The sequence below is a fragment of the Bradyrhizobium oligotrophicum genome (assembly GCF_051168495.1).
Taxonomy (GTDB): Bacteria; Pseudomonadota; Alphaproteobacteria; order Rhizobiales; family Xanthobacteraceae; genus Bradyrhizobium; species Bradyrhizobium oligotrophicum_A.
The window spans coordinates 38,509-53,665 of sequence record NZ_JBNPVB010000007.1 but is presented as its reverse complement, the minus strand read 5'-3'; the positions used below and the strand labels follow the sequence as shown (position 1 = coordinate 53,665).

General features: G+C 66.8%; 14 protein-coding genes. 11 read left to right on the top strand and 3 right to left on the bottom strand.

Annotated elements, in window-relative coordinates:
* Positions 1-8 precede the first annotated feature (8 nt).
* The 5 genes from ACQR1B_RS15430 (at position 9) to ACQR1B_RS15410 (ending at position 3,538) form a co-directional block, all read left to right on the top strand.
* A complete protein-coding gene (locus tag ACQR1B_RS15430) occupies positions 9-314 on the top strand; it encodes a PepSY domain-containing protein (protein ID WP_434832620.1) in 306 nt (101 codons plus the stop codon).
* The gene (locus tag ACQR1B_RS15425) at positions 315-980 is read left to right on the top strand and encodes a response regulator transcription factor (RefSeq protein WP_434832373.1); all 666 of its coding nucleotides are present in this window, start codon (positions 315-317) and stop codon (positions 978-980) included.
* Complete coding sequence (locus ACQR1B_RS15420; RefSeq protein ID WP_434832372.1) at positions 977-2,395, top strand: sensor histidine kinase; 1,419 nt, start codon at positions 977-979, stop codon at positions 2,393-2,395. The genes ACQR1B_RS15425 and ACQR1B_RS15420 overlap by 4 nt, the downstream gene beginning before the upstream one ends.
* Before the next feature lie 111 nt (positions 2,396-2,506).
* Positions 2,507-3,058 carry a cytochrome b gene (locus ACQR1B_RS15415; protein WP_434832371.1) on the top strand — a complete coding sequence of 184 codons (552 nt, stop codon included), beginning with the start codon at positions 2,507-2,509 and terminating at the stop codon, positions 3,056-3,058.
* A gap of 228 nt (positions 3,059-3,286) precedes the next feature.
* On the top strand, positions 3,287-3,538 hold the full coding sequence (locus ACQR1B_RS15410; protein WP_434832370.1) for a DUF3551 domain-containing protein: 252 nt from the start codon (positions 3,287-3,289) through the stop codon (positions 3,536-3,538).
* Between the two features lie 147 nt (positions 3,539-3,685).
* On the opposite strand, the gene ACQR1B_RS15405 is transcribed toward ACQR1B_RS15410, so the two are convergent.
* Positions 3,686-3,817 carry a hypothetical protein gene (locus ACQR1B_RS15405; RefSeq protein WP_434832369.1) on the bottom strand — a complete coding sequence of 44 codons (132 nt, stop codon included), beginning with the start codon at positions 3,815-3,817 and terminating at the stop codon, positions 3,686-3,688.
* A 499-nt stretch (positions 3,818-4,316) separates the two neighbouring features.
* On the opposite strand from ACQR1B_RS15405, the gene ACQR1B_RS15400 reads away from it, so the two are divergent.
* The 6 genes from ACQR1B_RS15400 to ACQR1B_RS15375 all read left to right on the top strand — a co-directional run bounded on the left by ACQR1B_RS15400 (position 4,317) and on the right by ACQR1B_RS15375 (position 11,654).
* Positions 4,317-4,595 (top strand): DUF3606 domain-containing protein, encoded by a 279-nt coding sequence (locus tag ACQR1B_RS15400; protein ID WP_434832368.1) that lies wholly within the window; start codon positions 4,317-4,319, stop codon positions 4,593-4,595.
* Positions 4,596-4,639: 44 nt separating this feature from the next.
* Entirely contained in the window at positions 4,640-6,877 is a 2,238-nt protein-coding gene (gene glgX / locus ACQR1B_RS15395) for a glycogen debranching protein GlgX (protein ID WP_434832367.1), read from the top strand.
* A 77-nt stretch (positions 6,878-6,954) separates the two neighbouring features.
* Entirely contained in the window at positions 6,955-8,028 is a 1,074-nt protein-coding gene (locus tag ACQR1B_RS15390) for a tartrate dehydrogenase (protein WP_434832366.1), read from the top strand.
* Positions 8,029-8,184: 156 nt separating this feature from the next.
* Complete coding sequence (gene pyk, locus ACQR1B_RS15385) at positions 8,185-9,603, top strand: pyruvate kinase (RefSeq protein ID WP_434832365.1); 1,419 nt, start codon at positions 8,185-8,187, stop codon at positions 9,601-9,603.
* Positions 9,604-9,795: 192 nt separating this feature from the next.
* Entirely contained in the window at positions 9,796-10,608 is an 813-nt protein-coding gene (locus tag ACQR1B_RS15380) for a UDP-2,3-diacylglucosamine diphosphatase (RefSeq protein WP_434832364.1), read from the top strand.
* Between the two features lie 56 nt (positions 10,609-10,664).
* Positions 10,665-11,654 carry a threonine ammonia-lyase gene (locus ACQR1B_RS15375; protein ID WP_434832363.1) on the top strand — a complete coding sequence of 330 codons (990 nt, stop codon included), beginning with the start codon at positions 10,665-10,667 and terminating at the stop codon, positions 11,652-11,654.
* Between the two features lie 10 nt (positions 11,655-11,664).
* On the opposite strand, the gene ACQR1B_RS15370 is transcribed toward ACQR1B_RS15375, so the two are convergent.
* The gene (locus tag ACQR1B_RS15370) at positions 11,665-13,338 is read right to left on the bottom strand and encodes a caspase family protein (protein ID WP_434832362.1); all 1,674 of its coding nucleotides are present in this window, start codon (positions 13,336-13,338) and stop codon (positions 11,665-11,667) included.
* 161 nt (positions 13,339-13,499) lie between these two features.
* Positions 13,500-15,113 (bottom strand): hypothetical protein, encoded by a 1,614-nt coding sequence (locus tag ACQR1B_RS15365; protein ID WP_434832619.1) that lies wholly within the window; start codon positions 15,111-15,113, stop codon positions 13,500-13,502.
* Positions 15,114-15,157 lie beyond the last annotated feature (44 nt).

Genomic DNA, 15,157 nt, shown 5'->3' with positions numbered 1-15,157 from the left:
GACGGTTCATGCGCATCACGACACTGGCGATGCTGATCTCGACGGCGGCGTCGGCGGCGACGGATGCGCGCGAGGACGACCGCGAGCGCCGCGATGCGGTGCGCCATGCCGTCGAGGCGGGCGACGTTCTGCCGCTGTCGCAGATCCTGCCGCGTTTGCGCGGCCGGATCGCCGGTGACGTGACGGGGGTCGACGTCGAGCGCCAGCGCGGCCGCTGGCGCTACGAGTTTCGGGTGATCGGCCGCGATGGCCGCGTGCGCGAGGTGTATGTCGATGCGCGCAGCGGCGAGATCGAGCGGGTTGAGGAAAAGTAGATGCGGGTGCTGCTGGTCGAGGACGATCCGCGGCTGTCGTCCGACCTGTCGCGGACGCTGCAGGCGGCGGGCTATCTGGTCGAGACCTCCGACGATGGAGAGCAGGCGTGGTTTCTCGGCGACACCGAGGATTATGGCGCCGTCGTGCTCGATCTCGGCCTGCCCGGCATGGACGGATTGTCCGTGCTGAAGCGCTGGCGCGGCGCCGGCCGGCACATGCCGGTGCTGATCCTGACGGCGCGCGCGAGCTGGGCCGAGCGGGTCGACGGCATCGATGCCGGCGCCGACGACTATCTGCCGAAGCCGTTTCGCAACGAAGAGCTGCTCGCGCGCCTGCGCGCGATCGTCCGCCGGTCGTCCGGCCACGCCTCGTCCGTTCTGATGTCCGGGGAGCTTGCGCTCGACGAGCGGCAGATGAAGGTCAGCCTGCGCGGCGTGCCCGTGGCGCTGTCGCAGCTCGAATATCGCCTGATCGCCTATCTGCTGCGCCAGAGCGGCCGGGTCGTGCCGCAGCACGAACTGGAGGAGAACGTCTACGGTCTCGGCCACGATCACGATTCCAACGCGCTCGAAGTGCTGGTCCGCCGCGTGCGCAAGAAGCTCGGCGCCGACATCATCGAGACCCGCCGCGGCTTCGGCTACATGATCCCGGAGACGGCGGAATGAGGTTGGGCTCGCTGCGGCTGCGGCTGGTGGCGGCGGGCACCATCGCCCTTCTCGTCGCGCTCGGCGTCGCCGGTTTCGGCATGGTCGTTCTGTTCAAGCGCCATGTCGCGCGGACGCTCGCCTCCGACCTCGACGTTCATCTGCGCCAGATCCTGAACGGTCTCGACGTCGATGCGGAGGGGCGCATCGTCGTGGCCCGGCCGCCGGCCGACCCGCGCTTCGTGGTGCCGCTGTCCGGGCTGTACTGGCAGATCTCGGACGATCATGGTCAGCTGCTGCGCTCGCGCTCGCTGTGGGACACGATCCTGCCGCTGCCGATCGACGAACCCGGCCCGAGCGACGTGCATCAGCACGAACTGATCGGCCCCGTCGGCGCGCGCGTTCTGGTCGCCGAGCGCGGCATCCTGATGAATCCGGAGAGCCAGATCCGCGTGCGCGCGGCCGTGGCCTATGATCTCGATGGCGCCACCAGCGCGGTGCGGACCTTCGCCAAGGATCTGTCGATCGCGCTCGCCGTGCTCGCCGTCATCCTCGCGGTCGGTACCACCGTGCAGGTCAATCTCGGCCTGCGTCCGCTCGCGGTGCTGCGCCATGGCGTGGCCGAGATCCGCAGCGGCCAGCGCCGCCATCTTCCGCGCGAAGTGCCGACCGAAGTCGCGCCGCTGGTCGAGGAGGTCAACGCGCTGCTCGACGCGCAGCAGACCGAGATCATGCGCTCGCGCAGCCGTGCGGCCGATCTCGCGCACGGCTTCAAGACGCCGCTCGCCGCGCTCACCGCCGATGCCGCACGGCTGAAGGAGCTCGGCCAGCTCGAACTGGCCCGCAATGTCGAGGACGTCGCCGAGGCGATGAGCCGTCAGGTCGATCGCGAGCTGGCGCTGGCGCGCCTGCGCGGCAAGGCGCGCGGCGGGCCGGAGGCGGCGACCGAACTGGCGCCGCTGGTCGATGCGCTGCTCGGCACGCTCGGGCGCACGCCGTCGGCCGCGCATGTCAGCTTCGACGGCGAGGTCCCGCCCGGACTGAGCATCGCCATCGACCGCACCGATCTCGCCGAGGTGCTCGGCAATCTCCTGGAGAACGCCGCGCGCCATGCCGCGAGCACGGTGCGGATCGCGGCGACCGCGATCCCGCTCGTGGTCACCGTCGAGGATGACGGTCCGGGAATTCCGGACACGCAGATCGGCCGCGTGCTCGAACGCGGCGGTCGCCTCGACGAGCAGGGGCCGGGCAGCGGGCTCGGCCTCGCGATCGTGCAGGACGTGCTGGAGGCCTATGGCTGGCGGCTGCAGATCGGCCGCTCCGAGCTCGGCGGCGCCAATATCACGATCGCGCCCGCCATCGTGGCGGCGCTGCCCGGTGCGTCGTCGCGCGCGCCGGCCCCGAACGACATGCGTTCCATGCTGACAGCGGGCTGACGCCGGGCGTCAGCGCGGCGACGCCGGCGATCAGCTACGCCTGTGGTCAATCCGCCCCGTGCTCCGGCTCGCCGGCACGAGGCGCCCCATGCACCACAAGGAAGCTGTGTCATGCGCCTTCGAAACTCGTCGAAAACCTATGGGTCCGTCGCCATCGGCCTGCACTGGATCGTCGCCGTGCTGGTGCCGGCGGCGTGGATGTCCGGCCATCTCGGCGACATGCTGCCGCGGCCGTCGCATGATATCGGCCTGTTCATGCACATCTCGCTCGGGCTGTCGATGCTCGGCTTCGCGCTGGCGCGCTTGGCGTGGCGTCTTGCCGATCCGCCGCCGGCCCCCGAGGCCACGAGGTTCGGGGCGTGGACCGTTCATGCCGGCGAGATCGCGCATCTGCTGATCTATGGCATCATGTTCGCCATTCCGATTCTCGGCATCCTGACCCAGTTCGCCCGCGGCTATGCCCTGCCGGTGTTCGGCCTGTTCGACATCGCCTCGCCCTGGGTCGGCGATCGCGGCTTCGCTCACGACATGAAGGACGTGCACGAGGCGCTGGCCAACGGGCTGATGATCCTGATCGGCCTGCACGCCGGCGCCGCGCTGCTGCATCATTACTGGCTGCACGACCGGACCTTGCAGCGGATGGTGCCGCGGGTGCGGGTCTGATGCTCGCTGAACACGATGGAGGCCGCATGCTGCGCGCATGCCTGCGCGTAAGCTGCGGTAGGGTGGGAAGAGGCGCACGCGGCACCGCCGCGTCGCATCGTGCCCACCGCGCGTTTCGGGCGGTGACGATGGTGGGCACGCGCCGCCTATAGCGGCACTTTGCTCACCCGACGGCAGCTGCGGTGACGCCGCCCTTCCGGATTCGACATGATGATGTCATGATGCGTCATGATGCGCGCGCTCCTCGTCATGGCTTCGATCACCGTGTTCGCAACCGTTCCAGCCGCAGCTCAACGGTTCGATGGCAACGATCCCGTGTGCCTGCAGATATGGGAGTGGGGCGGCTCCAGCACGATTTCGTGCCAGTATCGGTCTTGGGAGGCGTGTAGGGCGGCGGCTGCGGGCTTCCCTGCCACGTGCCTGACGAACCCGTATGTCCTGCGACCGTCTGAACCCGGCCGTCGTCCGCCGCGTCGGTAGGCGCCGCTGGCTGTTCGGGCCGGCCCCTTCGGCAGCCAATATCTCTCCCCGCGTCATTCCGGGGCATCGCGAAGCGATGAGCCCGGAATCCATGGCCACGAATGGTGGTGGAGCGTGAGCCGTCGCCACCAGCATTTCGGGCCTCACTCACATCATCGACATGGATTCCGGCTCGCGCTGCGCGCGCCCTGGAATGACGATGAGGACACAGGCGTCGGCAACTTCCAAAAAAAATAAATGTGTTGCGCTTTTTCGGAATTCGTGGTTCTCTCTCGGCATCCCGTGCTCCTCGAGAGGGGCGCTTCGCGATCGTCACGGAACGTCGGGCGCGGGATGCGGTGGCCGCAGGCGTGCTGCAGCGTGGGGAAACCCGCGCGGACGAACGGCAGCTTGCGGACGTGAAGTCGCGTGGTCCTGGCGCCCCGATGCTGGCGCCAAGTCCTTGGGGTGATGATGATCGCCGAGGGCGACGGTGGCTATCAAGCCGGACACCGGGGAGATCGCGAAGTAAGCGTGAAAACCATCGCGCGGGGAATGCCGGGATGTCTCGGCTGAACCTGTGGTGACTGCCGCCTGCTTTTTTTCTGCAGGCGGGCCATGGGGCGGCCAGCTCCCGGCATTCCCCGTGCCCTCTGCCTGATCGGGGGGCAACATCACCGGCATGACTCGGGCGGAAGACGCCGCGAGATCGCCAGCGCATGGTTCGAAATACCGGTCCCGGCGTCGAGTTGGGAACCAATTTTCCCAGTCGCTGTTAGCTGGCATGCAGGAGAAACCCATGCGCCGCGCCAGAATTCAGCCGACCCGCAACAAGCTCGACATGACCGATGAAGCCCAGGTGCGTGTCGTCACGAAGCGGTTGAAGCTGTCGCCCGACGAACTGGCCGAAATGGTCGGGCGCATCGGCAACTCCATTGCTGCAATCAACAAGGAAGTCACGCAGCAGCGGGCTGCGAAGGCCGCGCCGGCTGGCAGCGTCATCGCATCGGTGACGGTGACCGAGACCAAGGCCGAAGTGATCGTGCCGGACGATACCGATACGCCGGCGGCAAGCTAATTTTTCAGGTCTGCTAATTGGGTCTTTCTATAAAGGGGGCGAAGATGGACCAGCGCACCAGCCATGGTGATGCATTGACGCTTGCGGCATTCAACCTGCGCAAGGCCAAGATCAGCGAGGGCAGGCCGTTTCCACTCGGCGCCACGTGGGACGGGCTCGGCGTCAATTTTGCGATCTTTTCGGCGCATGCGACCAAGGTCGAGCTGTGCCTGTTCGACGAAACCGGCGAGACCGAGCTCGAGCGCATCGAACTGCCCGAATACACCGACGAGGTCTGGCATGGCTATCTGCCGACCGCGCGGCCCGGCACCGTCTACGGTTATCGCGTTCATGGACCCTACGAGCCGGACGCCGGGCACAGATTCAATCCCAACAAGCTCGTGATCGACCCCTATGCCAGGCAGCTCGTCGGCGACCTGCGCTGGGGTCCGGAGCTGTTCGGCTACCAGCTCGACCACGCCGACAAGGATCTGTCGTTCGACGATCGCGACAGTGCGCCCCTGATGCTGAAGTGCCGGGTGATCGATCCCGCCTTCACCTGGGGCACCTCGCGCAAGCCTGAGACTCCGTGGGAACGGACGATCTTCTACGAGATGCATGTCAAGGGTTTCACGAAGCTGCATCCGCTGGTCCCCGAAGCAGACCGCGGCACCTTCGCCGGCCTCGCGCATCAGGACATTCCATCCTATCTGCGCTCGCTCGGCATCACCGCGGCCGAGTTGTTGCCGATCCATGCCTTCATCGACGACAGCTATCTGGTCGAGAAGGGCCTGCGCAACTATTGGGGCTACAACTCGATCGCCTTCTTCGCGCCCGAACCGCGCTATCTCAAGACGCCGTTCGCGACCGAATTCAAGACCATGGTCAACCAGTTCCATGCCCACGGCATCGAGGTGATCCTCGACGTCGTCTACAACCACACCGCCGAGGGCAACGAACTCGGCCCGACCTTGTCCTTCAAGGGCATCGACAACGCCAGCTACTACCGGCTTCTGCCCGACAAGAAGCGCTACTACATCAACGACACCGGCACCGGCAACACGGTAAACCTGTCGCACCAGCGCGTGCTGCAGCTCGTCGCCGACTCACTTCGCTATTGGGCGACGGAGATGCGGGTCGACGGCTTCCGCTTCGACCTCGCCACCATTCTCGCGCGCGAGCCCCATGGCTTCGACGAGGGTGGCAGCTTCCTGGATGCCTGCCGTCAGGATCCGGTGCTGAATGGCGTCAAGTTGATCGCCGAGCCCTGGGACATCGGTCCCGGCGGTTACCAGGTCGGCCAGTTTCCGCCGGGCTGGGCCGAGTGGAACGACAAGTTCCGCGACACCGCGCGGGCGTTCTGGAAGGGCGATTCCGGCACGCTCGCCGATTTCGCCAAGCGGATCTCCGGCTCGGGCGATCTGTTCAACAAGCGCGGCCGCCGTCCGTGGGCGAGCGTGAACTTCATCACTGCTCATGACGGCTTCAATCTCAACGACCTCGTCTCCTACAATGACAAGCACAATGAGGCGAACGGCGAGGACAATCGCGACGGCCACAGCAACAACCACTCCTGGAATTGCGGCGTCGAGGGGCCGACCGACGATCCCGAGATCATCGCGCTGCGGGAACGGCAGAAGCGCAATCTGCTGGCCACGATGCTGCTGTCGCACGGCACGCCGATGCTGCTCGCCGGCGACGAGTTCGGCCAGACCCAGAAAGGGACCAACAACGCCTACGCGCAGGACAACGAGACCACCTGGCTCGACTGGATGGGCATCACGCCGCAGGGGCGGGGATTGCGCGAGTTCACGCGCAAGCTGATCGCGATGCGCAAGGCTTTTCCGATCCTCTTCCGCAGCCGTTTCCTGATCGGCTCGCACAACGAGGACCTCGGCGTCAATGACGTGACCTGGCTCGACCCGTCCGGCGAGGAGATGACCACGGAGCAGTGGACCGACGACAATGCGCGCTGCTTCGGCATGCTGCTCGACGGCCGGGCCCAGGAAACCGGCGTCAAGCGGCGCGGCTCCGACGCCACCCTGCTGCTGGTCTACAACGCGCATTACGACGTCGTGAACTTCAAGCTGCCCGCCGTGCCCGAGGGCCACAACTGGCTGGCGCTGATCGACACCAACCAGCCGGATGGGCAGCCCCAGACGTTGCCGTTCGGCCATGTCTATGCGGTGACCGGGCGGTCGTTGCTGGCGCTTGGCCTGTCCTCCGAGCAGCAGCCGATGCGCGGCCTGCGCCAGGGCCTCGGCGCGCTGCTCGACGTCGCGGAGGCGCCGCTGCAGGGGTAGGGCCATCTTGTCGTTTGCGGCATGGCATGCAAGAGCTGTCCGGGAGGAACGCCCGGACAGAGGTCAAAGACAATCAGATGCGTACTTATTCCATCGCCGCCATTCCCGCCGACGGCATCGGCCCCGAGGTCATCTCCGCAGGCGTCCGTGTGCTCGAGGCGCTGGCCAAGCGCGCCGGCGACATCAGCTTCCACGTCAAGACCTTCGACTGGGGCTCGGACTACTACAAGAAGCACGGCGTGATGATGCCGGCCGACGGCCTCACTGAGCTGAAGAGTTTCGACGCGATCTATTTCGGCGCCGTCGGCGTGCCCGATGTGCCGGACCACATCACGCTGTGGGGCCTGCGGCTGCCGATCTGCCAGGGTTTCGATCAGTACGCCAACGTGCGGCCGACCCGGATCCTTCCCGGCGTGGCCTCGCCCTTGCGTAATGTCGGCGTCGGCGATCTCGACTGGGTGATCGTGCGCGAGAACTCCGAAGGCGAATATGCCGGGATGGGGGGACGCGCGCACCGGGGCCTGCCCGAGGAAGTCGGAACGGAGGTCGCGGTCTTCACCCGCGTCGGCGTCACCCGCATCATGCGCTACGCTTTCAAGCTCGCCCATGCGCGGCCGCGCAAGCTTCTCACCGTGGTCACCAAGTCGAATGCGCAGCGGCATGGCATGGTGATGTGGGATGAGATCGCAGCCGAAGTGGCGCGTGAATTCCCCGACGTGACCTGGGACAAGATGCTGGTCGACGCGATGACCGTGCGCATGACCTTGCAGCCGAAGAGCCTCGACACCATCGTCGCGACCAACCTGCATGCCGACATCCTGTCGGATCTCGCCGGCGCGCTGGCCGGCAGTCTCGGCGTGGCGCCGACCGGCAATATCGATCCGGAACGGCGCTTCCCGTCGATGTTCGAGCCGATCCACGGCTCGGCGTTCGACATCACCGGCAAGGGCATCGCCAATCCGGTCGCGACCTTCTGGACCGGGGCGCAGATGCTCGACCATCTCGGCGAGAAGGATGCTGCCATCAGGCTGATGGCCGCGGTGGAGAAGGTGTGTGCCGCCGGGATCCTCACGCCCGATGTGAGCGGCAAGGCGACCACCAAGGAGGTCACGGATGCGGTGATCGACGCCATCCACGGCTCCAACGTGTGACGGGTGCCTGGGTGCTGTGCAATCTGAGCGTGCCTGGCATCGCGCTTGCAATGGACGCCGCGGGGCGTATATCAGCACGCTTCCGCTGCGCCGCGCGTGCTCCAGGGCATGCGTGTCATCGAGGCGCGCCAATTGGGCTGGGAGAAAGGACACATCATGCGTCGTCACCGTCGAGCCAAGATCGTCGCGACCGTCGGCCCCGCCAGCAATTCGCCCGAGATGCTGAAGGCGCTGTTCCTCGCCGGTGTCGACACGTTCCGTCTCAATTTCAGCCATGGCACGCAGGCCGATCACGCCAAGGTGCACGCCGCGATCCGCGCGCTGGAGAAGGACGTGCAGCGTCCGATCGGCATCCTGATGGATCTGCAGGGGCCGAAGATTCGCGTCGGCACCCTGCGCGACAAGAAGATCCAGGTCGACGCAGGCGACACCATCCGCTTCGTGTTGAACGGCACCGAAGGCGACAAGACGTCGATTCCGTTGCCGCATCCGGAGATCTTTGCGGCGGTCGCACCCGGTCACGATCTTCTGATCGATGACGGCCGCGTGCGTGTCCGCGTGGTCGGGCTCGGTGACGACTGGATCGAGGCCAAGGTGATCGTCAGCGGCGCGATCTCCAATCACAAGGGCGTCAATCTGCCCGGCACGATTCTCGGGCTGTCGCCGCTGACGACGAAGGATCGCTCCGATCTCGCCTTCGGCCTCGACCTCGGCGTCGACTGGGTGGCGCTGTCCTTCGTGCAGAAGCCGTCCGACGTGATCGAGGCGAGGGGCCTGGTCAACGGCCGCGCCGGCATCATGTCCAAGATCGAGAAGCCCGCTGCCCTGGAGCGCATCGACGATATCATCCAGCTCTCCGATGCGATCATGGTCGCGCGCGGCGATCTCGGCGTCGAGATTCCCAATGAGGACGTGCCGGGCAAGCAGAAGGAACTGGTACGCGCCTGCCGGCTCGCGGTGAAGCCGGTGATCGTGGCGACGCAGATGCTGGATTCGATGGTGGCGACGCCGACGCCGACGCGCGCCGAAGTCTCCGACGTGGCGACTGCGATCTATGACGGCGCCGATGCGGTGATGCTGTCGGCGGAATCCGCCAGCGGGCAGTTTCCCCGCGAGGCGGTGGCGATGATGGACAGCATCATCAAGGCGACCGAGAAGCACAAGATGTACGGCTCGATCATCCAGGCGACGCAGCCCGACGAGGAGCAGACCCCGCCGCATGCGGTGGCGACGGCCGCGGCCGATCTGGCGTCTGCGATTCACGCCAAGGCGATCGTGGCCTATACGTCGAGCGGCACCTCGGCCTCGCGCGTCGCGCGCAAGCGGCCGAGCCTGCCGATCCTGGCGATCACGCCGAACGAGGACACCTCGCGCCGCATGTGCCTGTTGTGGGGCGCGCACAGCGTGCTGTCGCAGGACGTGCAGAGCTATGAGGAGATGGTCGAGCGCGCGACGTCGTTCGCGGTGCAGGAGGAGTTTGCGCAAGCGGGTGATCTGCTGGTTGTCGTCGCCGGCATTCCGTTCGCGCAGGCCGGCACCACCAACAATCTGCGCGTCGTGACCGTGCCGAGATAGGAGGCGGCCGAAATTCCCTGTGCGCGCCGCCCGCCTGTCGCCTGATTGTCGCACCCCGCTGGTATCGCGGAGAAGTGACGAGGACATCGCGAGTCGTCATCCGACGGTGTCAGCAGCGGTCCGGCAGGATGGGTTCTGCCAGTGCGGCCGGTCGTCATCGCAGTGTCATCAGGGACTGTTAGGTGGGCGCGCATGGGACTTGAGACTGCCGGTGAAGAAAGCCCGACGAAGCGCTTTCGGACGTTGTTCATCTCCGACGTTCATCTGGGAGCCCGCGGCTCACAGGCCAATCTCCTCGTCGATTTCCTGCGTCATCATGACGCCGACACGATCTATCTGGTCGGCGACATTATCGACGGCTGGGCGCTGAAATCGAGCTGGCACTGGCCGCAGTCGCATAACGATCTGGTGCAGAAGATGCTGCGCAAGGCCCGCAAGGGCGCCAAGATCGTCTATGTCCCCGGCAATCACGACGAGTTCCTGCGCGGCTATTACGGCACGCATTTCGGCGGCATCGACGTCGTCGAGAACATCGTTCACACCGGCACCGACGGCAAACGCTATCTCGTCATCCACGGCGACATCTTCGATCTGGTCGTGCAGAACGCCCGCTGGCTCGCCCATCTCGGCGACAAGGCCTACGACTTCGCGATCCAGATGAACCGCCTGGTCAACTTCTTCCGCCGCATGTTCGGCGTGCCCTATTGGTCGCTGTCGCAATGGGCCAAGCAGAAGGTCAAGAACGCGGTCAACTACATCGGCGCGTTCGAGACGGCGCTGGCCTCCGAGGCGCGGCGGCATGGCGCCGACGGCGTGATCTGCGGCCACATCCATTGCGCCGTGATCCGCGACCAGGACGGCATCCGTTACATGAATTGCGGTGACTGGGTCGAGAGCTGCACGGCGCTGGTCGAGCATGAGGACGGTCGGTTCGAGATCCTGACCTGGACCGATCCGCTGAAGCAGCCGGCGCCGGTTCCACAACTGGCGGCCCGCGCGGCCTGAAGGCGACCGAACCGGCTCCCTTGCCTCGCGGCGATCGGGCGCGGTAAAATGGCGGCATGACAGCTCATGCCCCGATCCTGCCCGTGACCGCCGCCGACATCGATGCAGCGGCGGCCATTCTCGCACCCGTGGCGGTGCGGACGCCGCTGCTGCCGGCTCCCGTGCTGAGCGCTCAGTTCAAGGCCAATGTGTTCGTGAAGCCGGAAGTGCTGCAGCGGACCGGCTCATTCAAGTTCCGCGGCGCCTACAACAAGCTGGCCTCGATCCCTCAAGACGCACGCGCCAATGGCGTCGTTGCATTCTCCTCCGGCAATCACGCGCAGGGCGTTGCCCATGCCGCGACATTGCTCGGCATGGACGCCACGATCGTGATGCCCTCGGATGCGCCGGTGGCCAAGCGCGAGCGCACCAAGGCGTTCGGGGCCACGGTCGTGCTCTACGATCGCGACCGCGAGGACCGCGAGGCGATCGCGCGCGACATCGCCGGCAAGCGCGGTTCGACGGTGGTGCCGCCCTATGACGACCCTTACGTGATCGCAGGGCAGGGCACTGTCGGCCGTGAGATTGCCGAGGATTTTGCCGGGCTCGGCATGTCACCCGACATGGTGATCGTGCCGGCCTCCGGCGGCGGGTTGTTGGCGGGCGTGTCCACCGCGGTGAAGGCGCGCTTCCCGCAGACGCAGATGATCGTCGCCGAGCCCAAGGGCTTCGACGACCATGCGCGCTCGCTGCGGGCGGGTCATCGCGAGGCGCATGAGGCCAAGGGGCGCACCATCTGCGATGCGCTGATGGCGGCGATTCCCGGTGAGATCACCTTCGCCATCAACAGCCGACTGTTGTCGGCTGCGGTCGAGGCTTCGGATGAGGAGGTCGGCAGCGCGGTCGGCTTCGCGTTCCGCGAACTGAAGCTCGTGGTCGAGCCCGGTGGTTCGGTCGGGCTCGCGGCCTTGCTGGCCGGCCGGCTGGATGTGGCGGGCAAGACGGTGGTGATCGTTCTCTCCGGCGGCAATGTCGATGCCGACCTCTACGCCAGGCTGATCGCCTGACGTTCAGGCCTCAGCGGAAGCCGAGGCTGCTCTTCGCAAAGCCTCCGCCGCCCGTCCGCGGGCCGGGCTGTACGATGTGCGGCGGGCCAGGGCCGCGCATCGGTCCCGGGCCCCGCGCCAGCGGATGCGACGGTCCGGAATTGCCGGGAAACGGACCACGGGTCTCGAACGGGCGGCCGGGATTGCGCTTCGGCGGATCGCGCTGGATCTTCGTCGCCAACGGAGGATTCGACGGCGGCTTCGGGCCCAGAGGCCGCGCATCGAGCACCTTTTTGATCGCACCTGTGTTGCCGATGCCGGTGTTCTTGGTGACGACCGTCGGCGGCAGCGGCTGACGCGGCGGCAGGTTGCCGGCCGGCAGCTTTGACAGCGGATCGGGGCGGCCCTGGATCTGCGCGCCGGGATTGAACGGTCGCCTGACGGGCGCCATGTGGGGCGGCAGGATCAGGCGGCTCGGCTGCAGCACCGGGATCGGCCGCGGTTGAACCCGCAGCCGGAGCGCGACCGGCGCATAGGGGCTGTCGGCATAGGAGTCGCTGAAGCTCTGATAGGCCGCCGGCGAATTCGCCAGAACCGTCTGATGCCAGGCGGTCGCCTGCACGAGGCCGGCAAGCAAGGCGCGGATGCGCTCGGCGAGCGGATCGCGCGGGTACATCTCGATGAACTCGCGATAATACTGCGGACGGTTTTCCGACAGCACGTAGTCGTAGGCCTGCCGCACGGAGCGGCTGGGCAGGTCGGCCGCCATCTGGATCACCGGCGCATTTTCGGCGGGGCGTGCGGCGGCGACCAGCGTATCGCCGAAGAAGGTGAAGTCGCTGGTCAGCGACGAGCTCTCCCACGGCGTCTGCCGCCCGTCGGTCGTCTGGTTGACCTGCAGACGAACGCGCTTGAACAACTGCTCGATCGGCAGGTTGGGCTGCCGCGCCAGATTCAGGAACGCCTGCGTATAGGGACTGTGCTCGCCGCGCCCGTCGAGCGCCTCTTCGCCGGGCGAGGTCGAGTAGCCGACGATGGAGCCGTTCGGCGCATCGACGATCGCAAGCCCGCGCCCGGCGTCGTTGACCGCGGGGAATGGATTGTTGCGGCAGGCGTCGAGCACGACGATTCGCATCCGGCTCGGGATCGCGTCGAGCGTCGCCATCAGGTCGACCAGCCGCACCGTGCTGGTCGTGAGATCGGAGGGGGCGGCGATGCGGGCATCGATCGGGATGAGGTAGTTCTCGCCCGCGAGTTGAACGCCATGGCCGGCGTAATACACCATCGCCACCGCGTTCGGCCCGTGGGCCGCGACGCGGCTCGAAAAATCCTGCACGACCTTCAGCATCTCGTTCTGCGTGAGATCGGTCGCCGTGATCACCTCGAAGCCGGCCGAATTCAGCAGCTTGGCGACGGCATGGGCGTCGTTGTCGGGGTTCTCCAGCGGCGGTGCATTCTGATAGCTCGAATTCCCGATCACGAGCGCGACGCGCGGCTCGGCTCCCTGCTGGGGTGCGACGGGGGCATTGTCCGCATTCGCTGGCGACGGCGCAGCCAGCGCACGCGGCGGCGTCTGCAGGCTGTCGATGTCGCTGCTGGCGCTCCAGCCCGGGCTCGAACCGACCGAGGCCATCAAGCCGAGCAGCGCGGCTGTGAGCAGGGACGTCCAGACGGATCTGTGAGCGCGGAATATCGGAACGGACACGGCGTTCTCCTCGAACATGCGCAAAGCGAATGGTTGAGGAGCAGGCTAGGTGGATCAGGCACGGGCGTACGTGATCCGCGTCACCTCCGGAGCGCGCGGTTACCCGAGATGTGTGTTTGAGCTGGACTGCCGAAGCTCGTCCGGTCTCACGAGGAGATCGATCAGGAGAAGAATGCGATCTTCTCGGGCTGGGTCATGCGCCGGATCGGCGACAGCGGATCGTTCGCCGGCACCTGCGGGCGCTGCAGGAGGCCGTTCGAGAGCAGGGTCGACCCCAGCGACGGCTCGTAGGCGGGCTTCGGCATTGCGAACGCCGTCGTGCTCGGTGCAGCGGCAGCGGTTGCGTGGACCTGCCGGCTCGGCGCGGCCTCGGCTTGAACAGGCGGGGCGGGGGGCGGAGCGGCGACGGCTGCTGCGATCGCGGCAAGCGTTTCGACGGCAATGGCCTCCGGGAGCGGCGCAGGCGGAGGTGCGCTGCGAATGACAGTCGGCGCCGGCGGCGGGGTCTCCACCGGCGGAGCAACCTGAGCAACCGGAGCGGCCGTCGTCGTCGCAACAGGCGCCGCTGCTACTGGTGCCGGCGCGGGTTCGGGTTCCGGCGGCATCGGCTCGCTGAAGCTCGCGACGATGTCGTCGTCCACGGAGGTCGGTTCCTCGATGTCGAAGCCGAGCGTGCGGGCGCGGCTGAACTCTTCTTCCTCGATCGGATCCGGCGCTCCCATCTCGGCCGCGACCAGTTCCAGGATCGCCGCGTCCTGCGCTTCTGCAGCGGCAGGGTCGTCGATGTCGGCGGCGGCCTGTTGCTCGATCTCGACGAGGGCCTCGGCGATCGAAGGCTCGGTAGTCGAAGGCTCTGTGATCGAAGCTTCTGCGATCGAAGGTTTGGCGACCATCTGAGGCGGCGCGACGGGGTTCGCCGCCATCGCCATGGCCACGGCGCTGGTGTCCGGCGCCTCAGTCTCGACGGTTGCGGCCACGACCAATGCCGTCGCTTCGTCTGACGCTATTTCGATCGCGGCTACGGCGGCAACCAGCGGCATGGAGGTCGCAGGCGCCGGGTGGGCCGCTTCCATCTGCGCGGGCTCCGGCCGCTGCGTCATATCTCGCTCAACCGGCACCGCCGATTCAGCAACCGGGGCCGGTTCGACGGTGTGTGCCGATGGCGCCGTCGCGCCTGCCGAAGGTGCGGAATCGTCGGTCGCGGGCGAGGCCGCCGCCTGCTGCTCGTCCAGCTGCTTCAGCCGCGTGCTGATGATTTCGAACGCCGCAAGCAGCGCGACTCTGGGGTCCGCGCTCGCAAGCTGATCGCAGGCGGCCTCGATCGAGGTCACCTGCGAATCGATCAGGTCGCAGATCCGGGAATCGGCGCCGATCTCGCGCCAGCGCCAGGAAATCTCCTTGATGATACGGGTGCCCTTGCGCACCGGCGCCAGGTTCTGTTCGAGGGCCATGCCGTCAATGGCGGAGGCCGTTGCGAGCGCGGCGTCCTCGATGGCCGCGCGGATCGCCGCCAGCACTTCGGGCAGCGCCTTGCTGTCGGCCTGTTCGAGGTCCTGCTGCTGCTGACGCTGCGTGGCCAGCGCATGCTCGATCCGCGCTACCGCGTCGAGCACCATGCTGGTGTCGGCATTGCGGTTGCGCTTGGCGTATTCGCCAAGGAACCAGCGGCCGCGGGACGTCTCCATGAAGGCGTCGCGGATCGCCTCGTAATCGGCCTCGTTCGGCTGAGCCGCGCGGGCAGATATCGGCGAGAGGGCGAAGACTTCATCGACCATGGCAAACCTATCGCGCACATTGCTGCGCGTTGGCATAACGATCA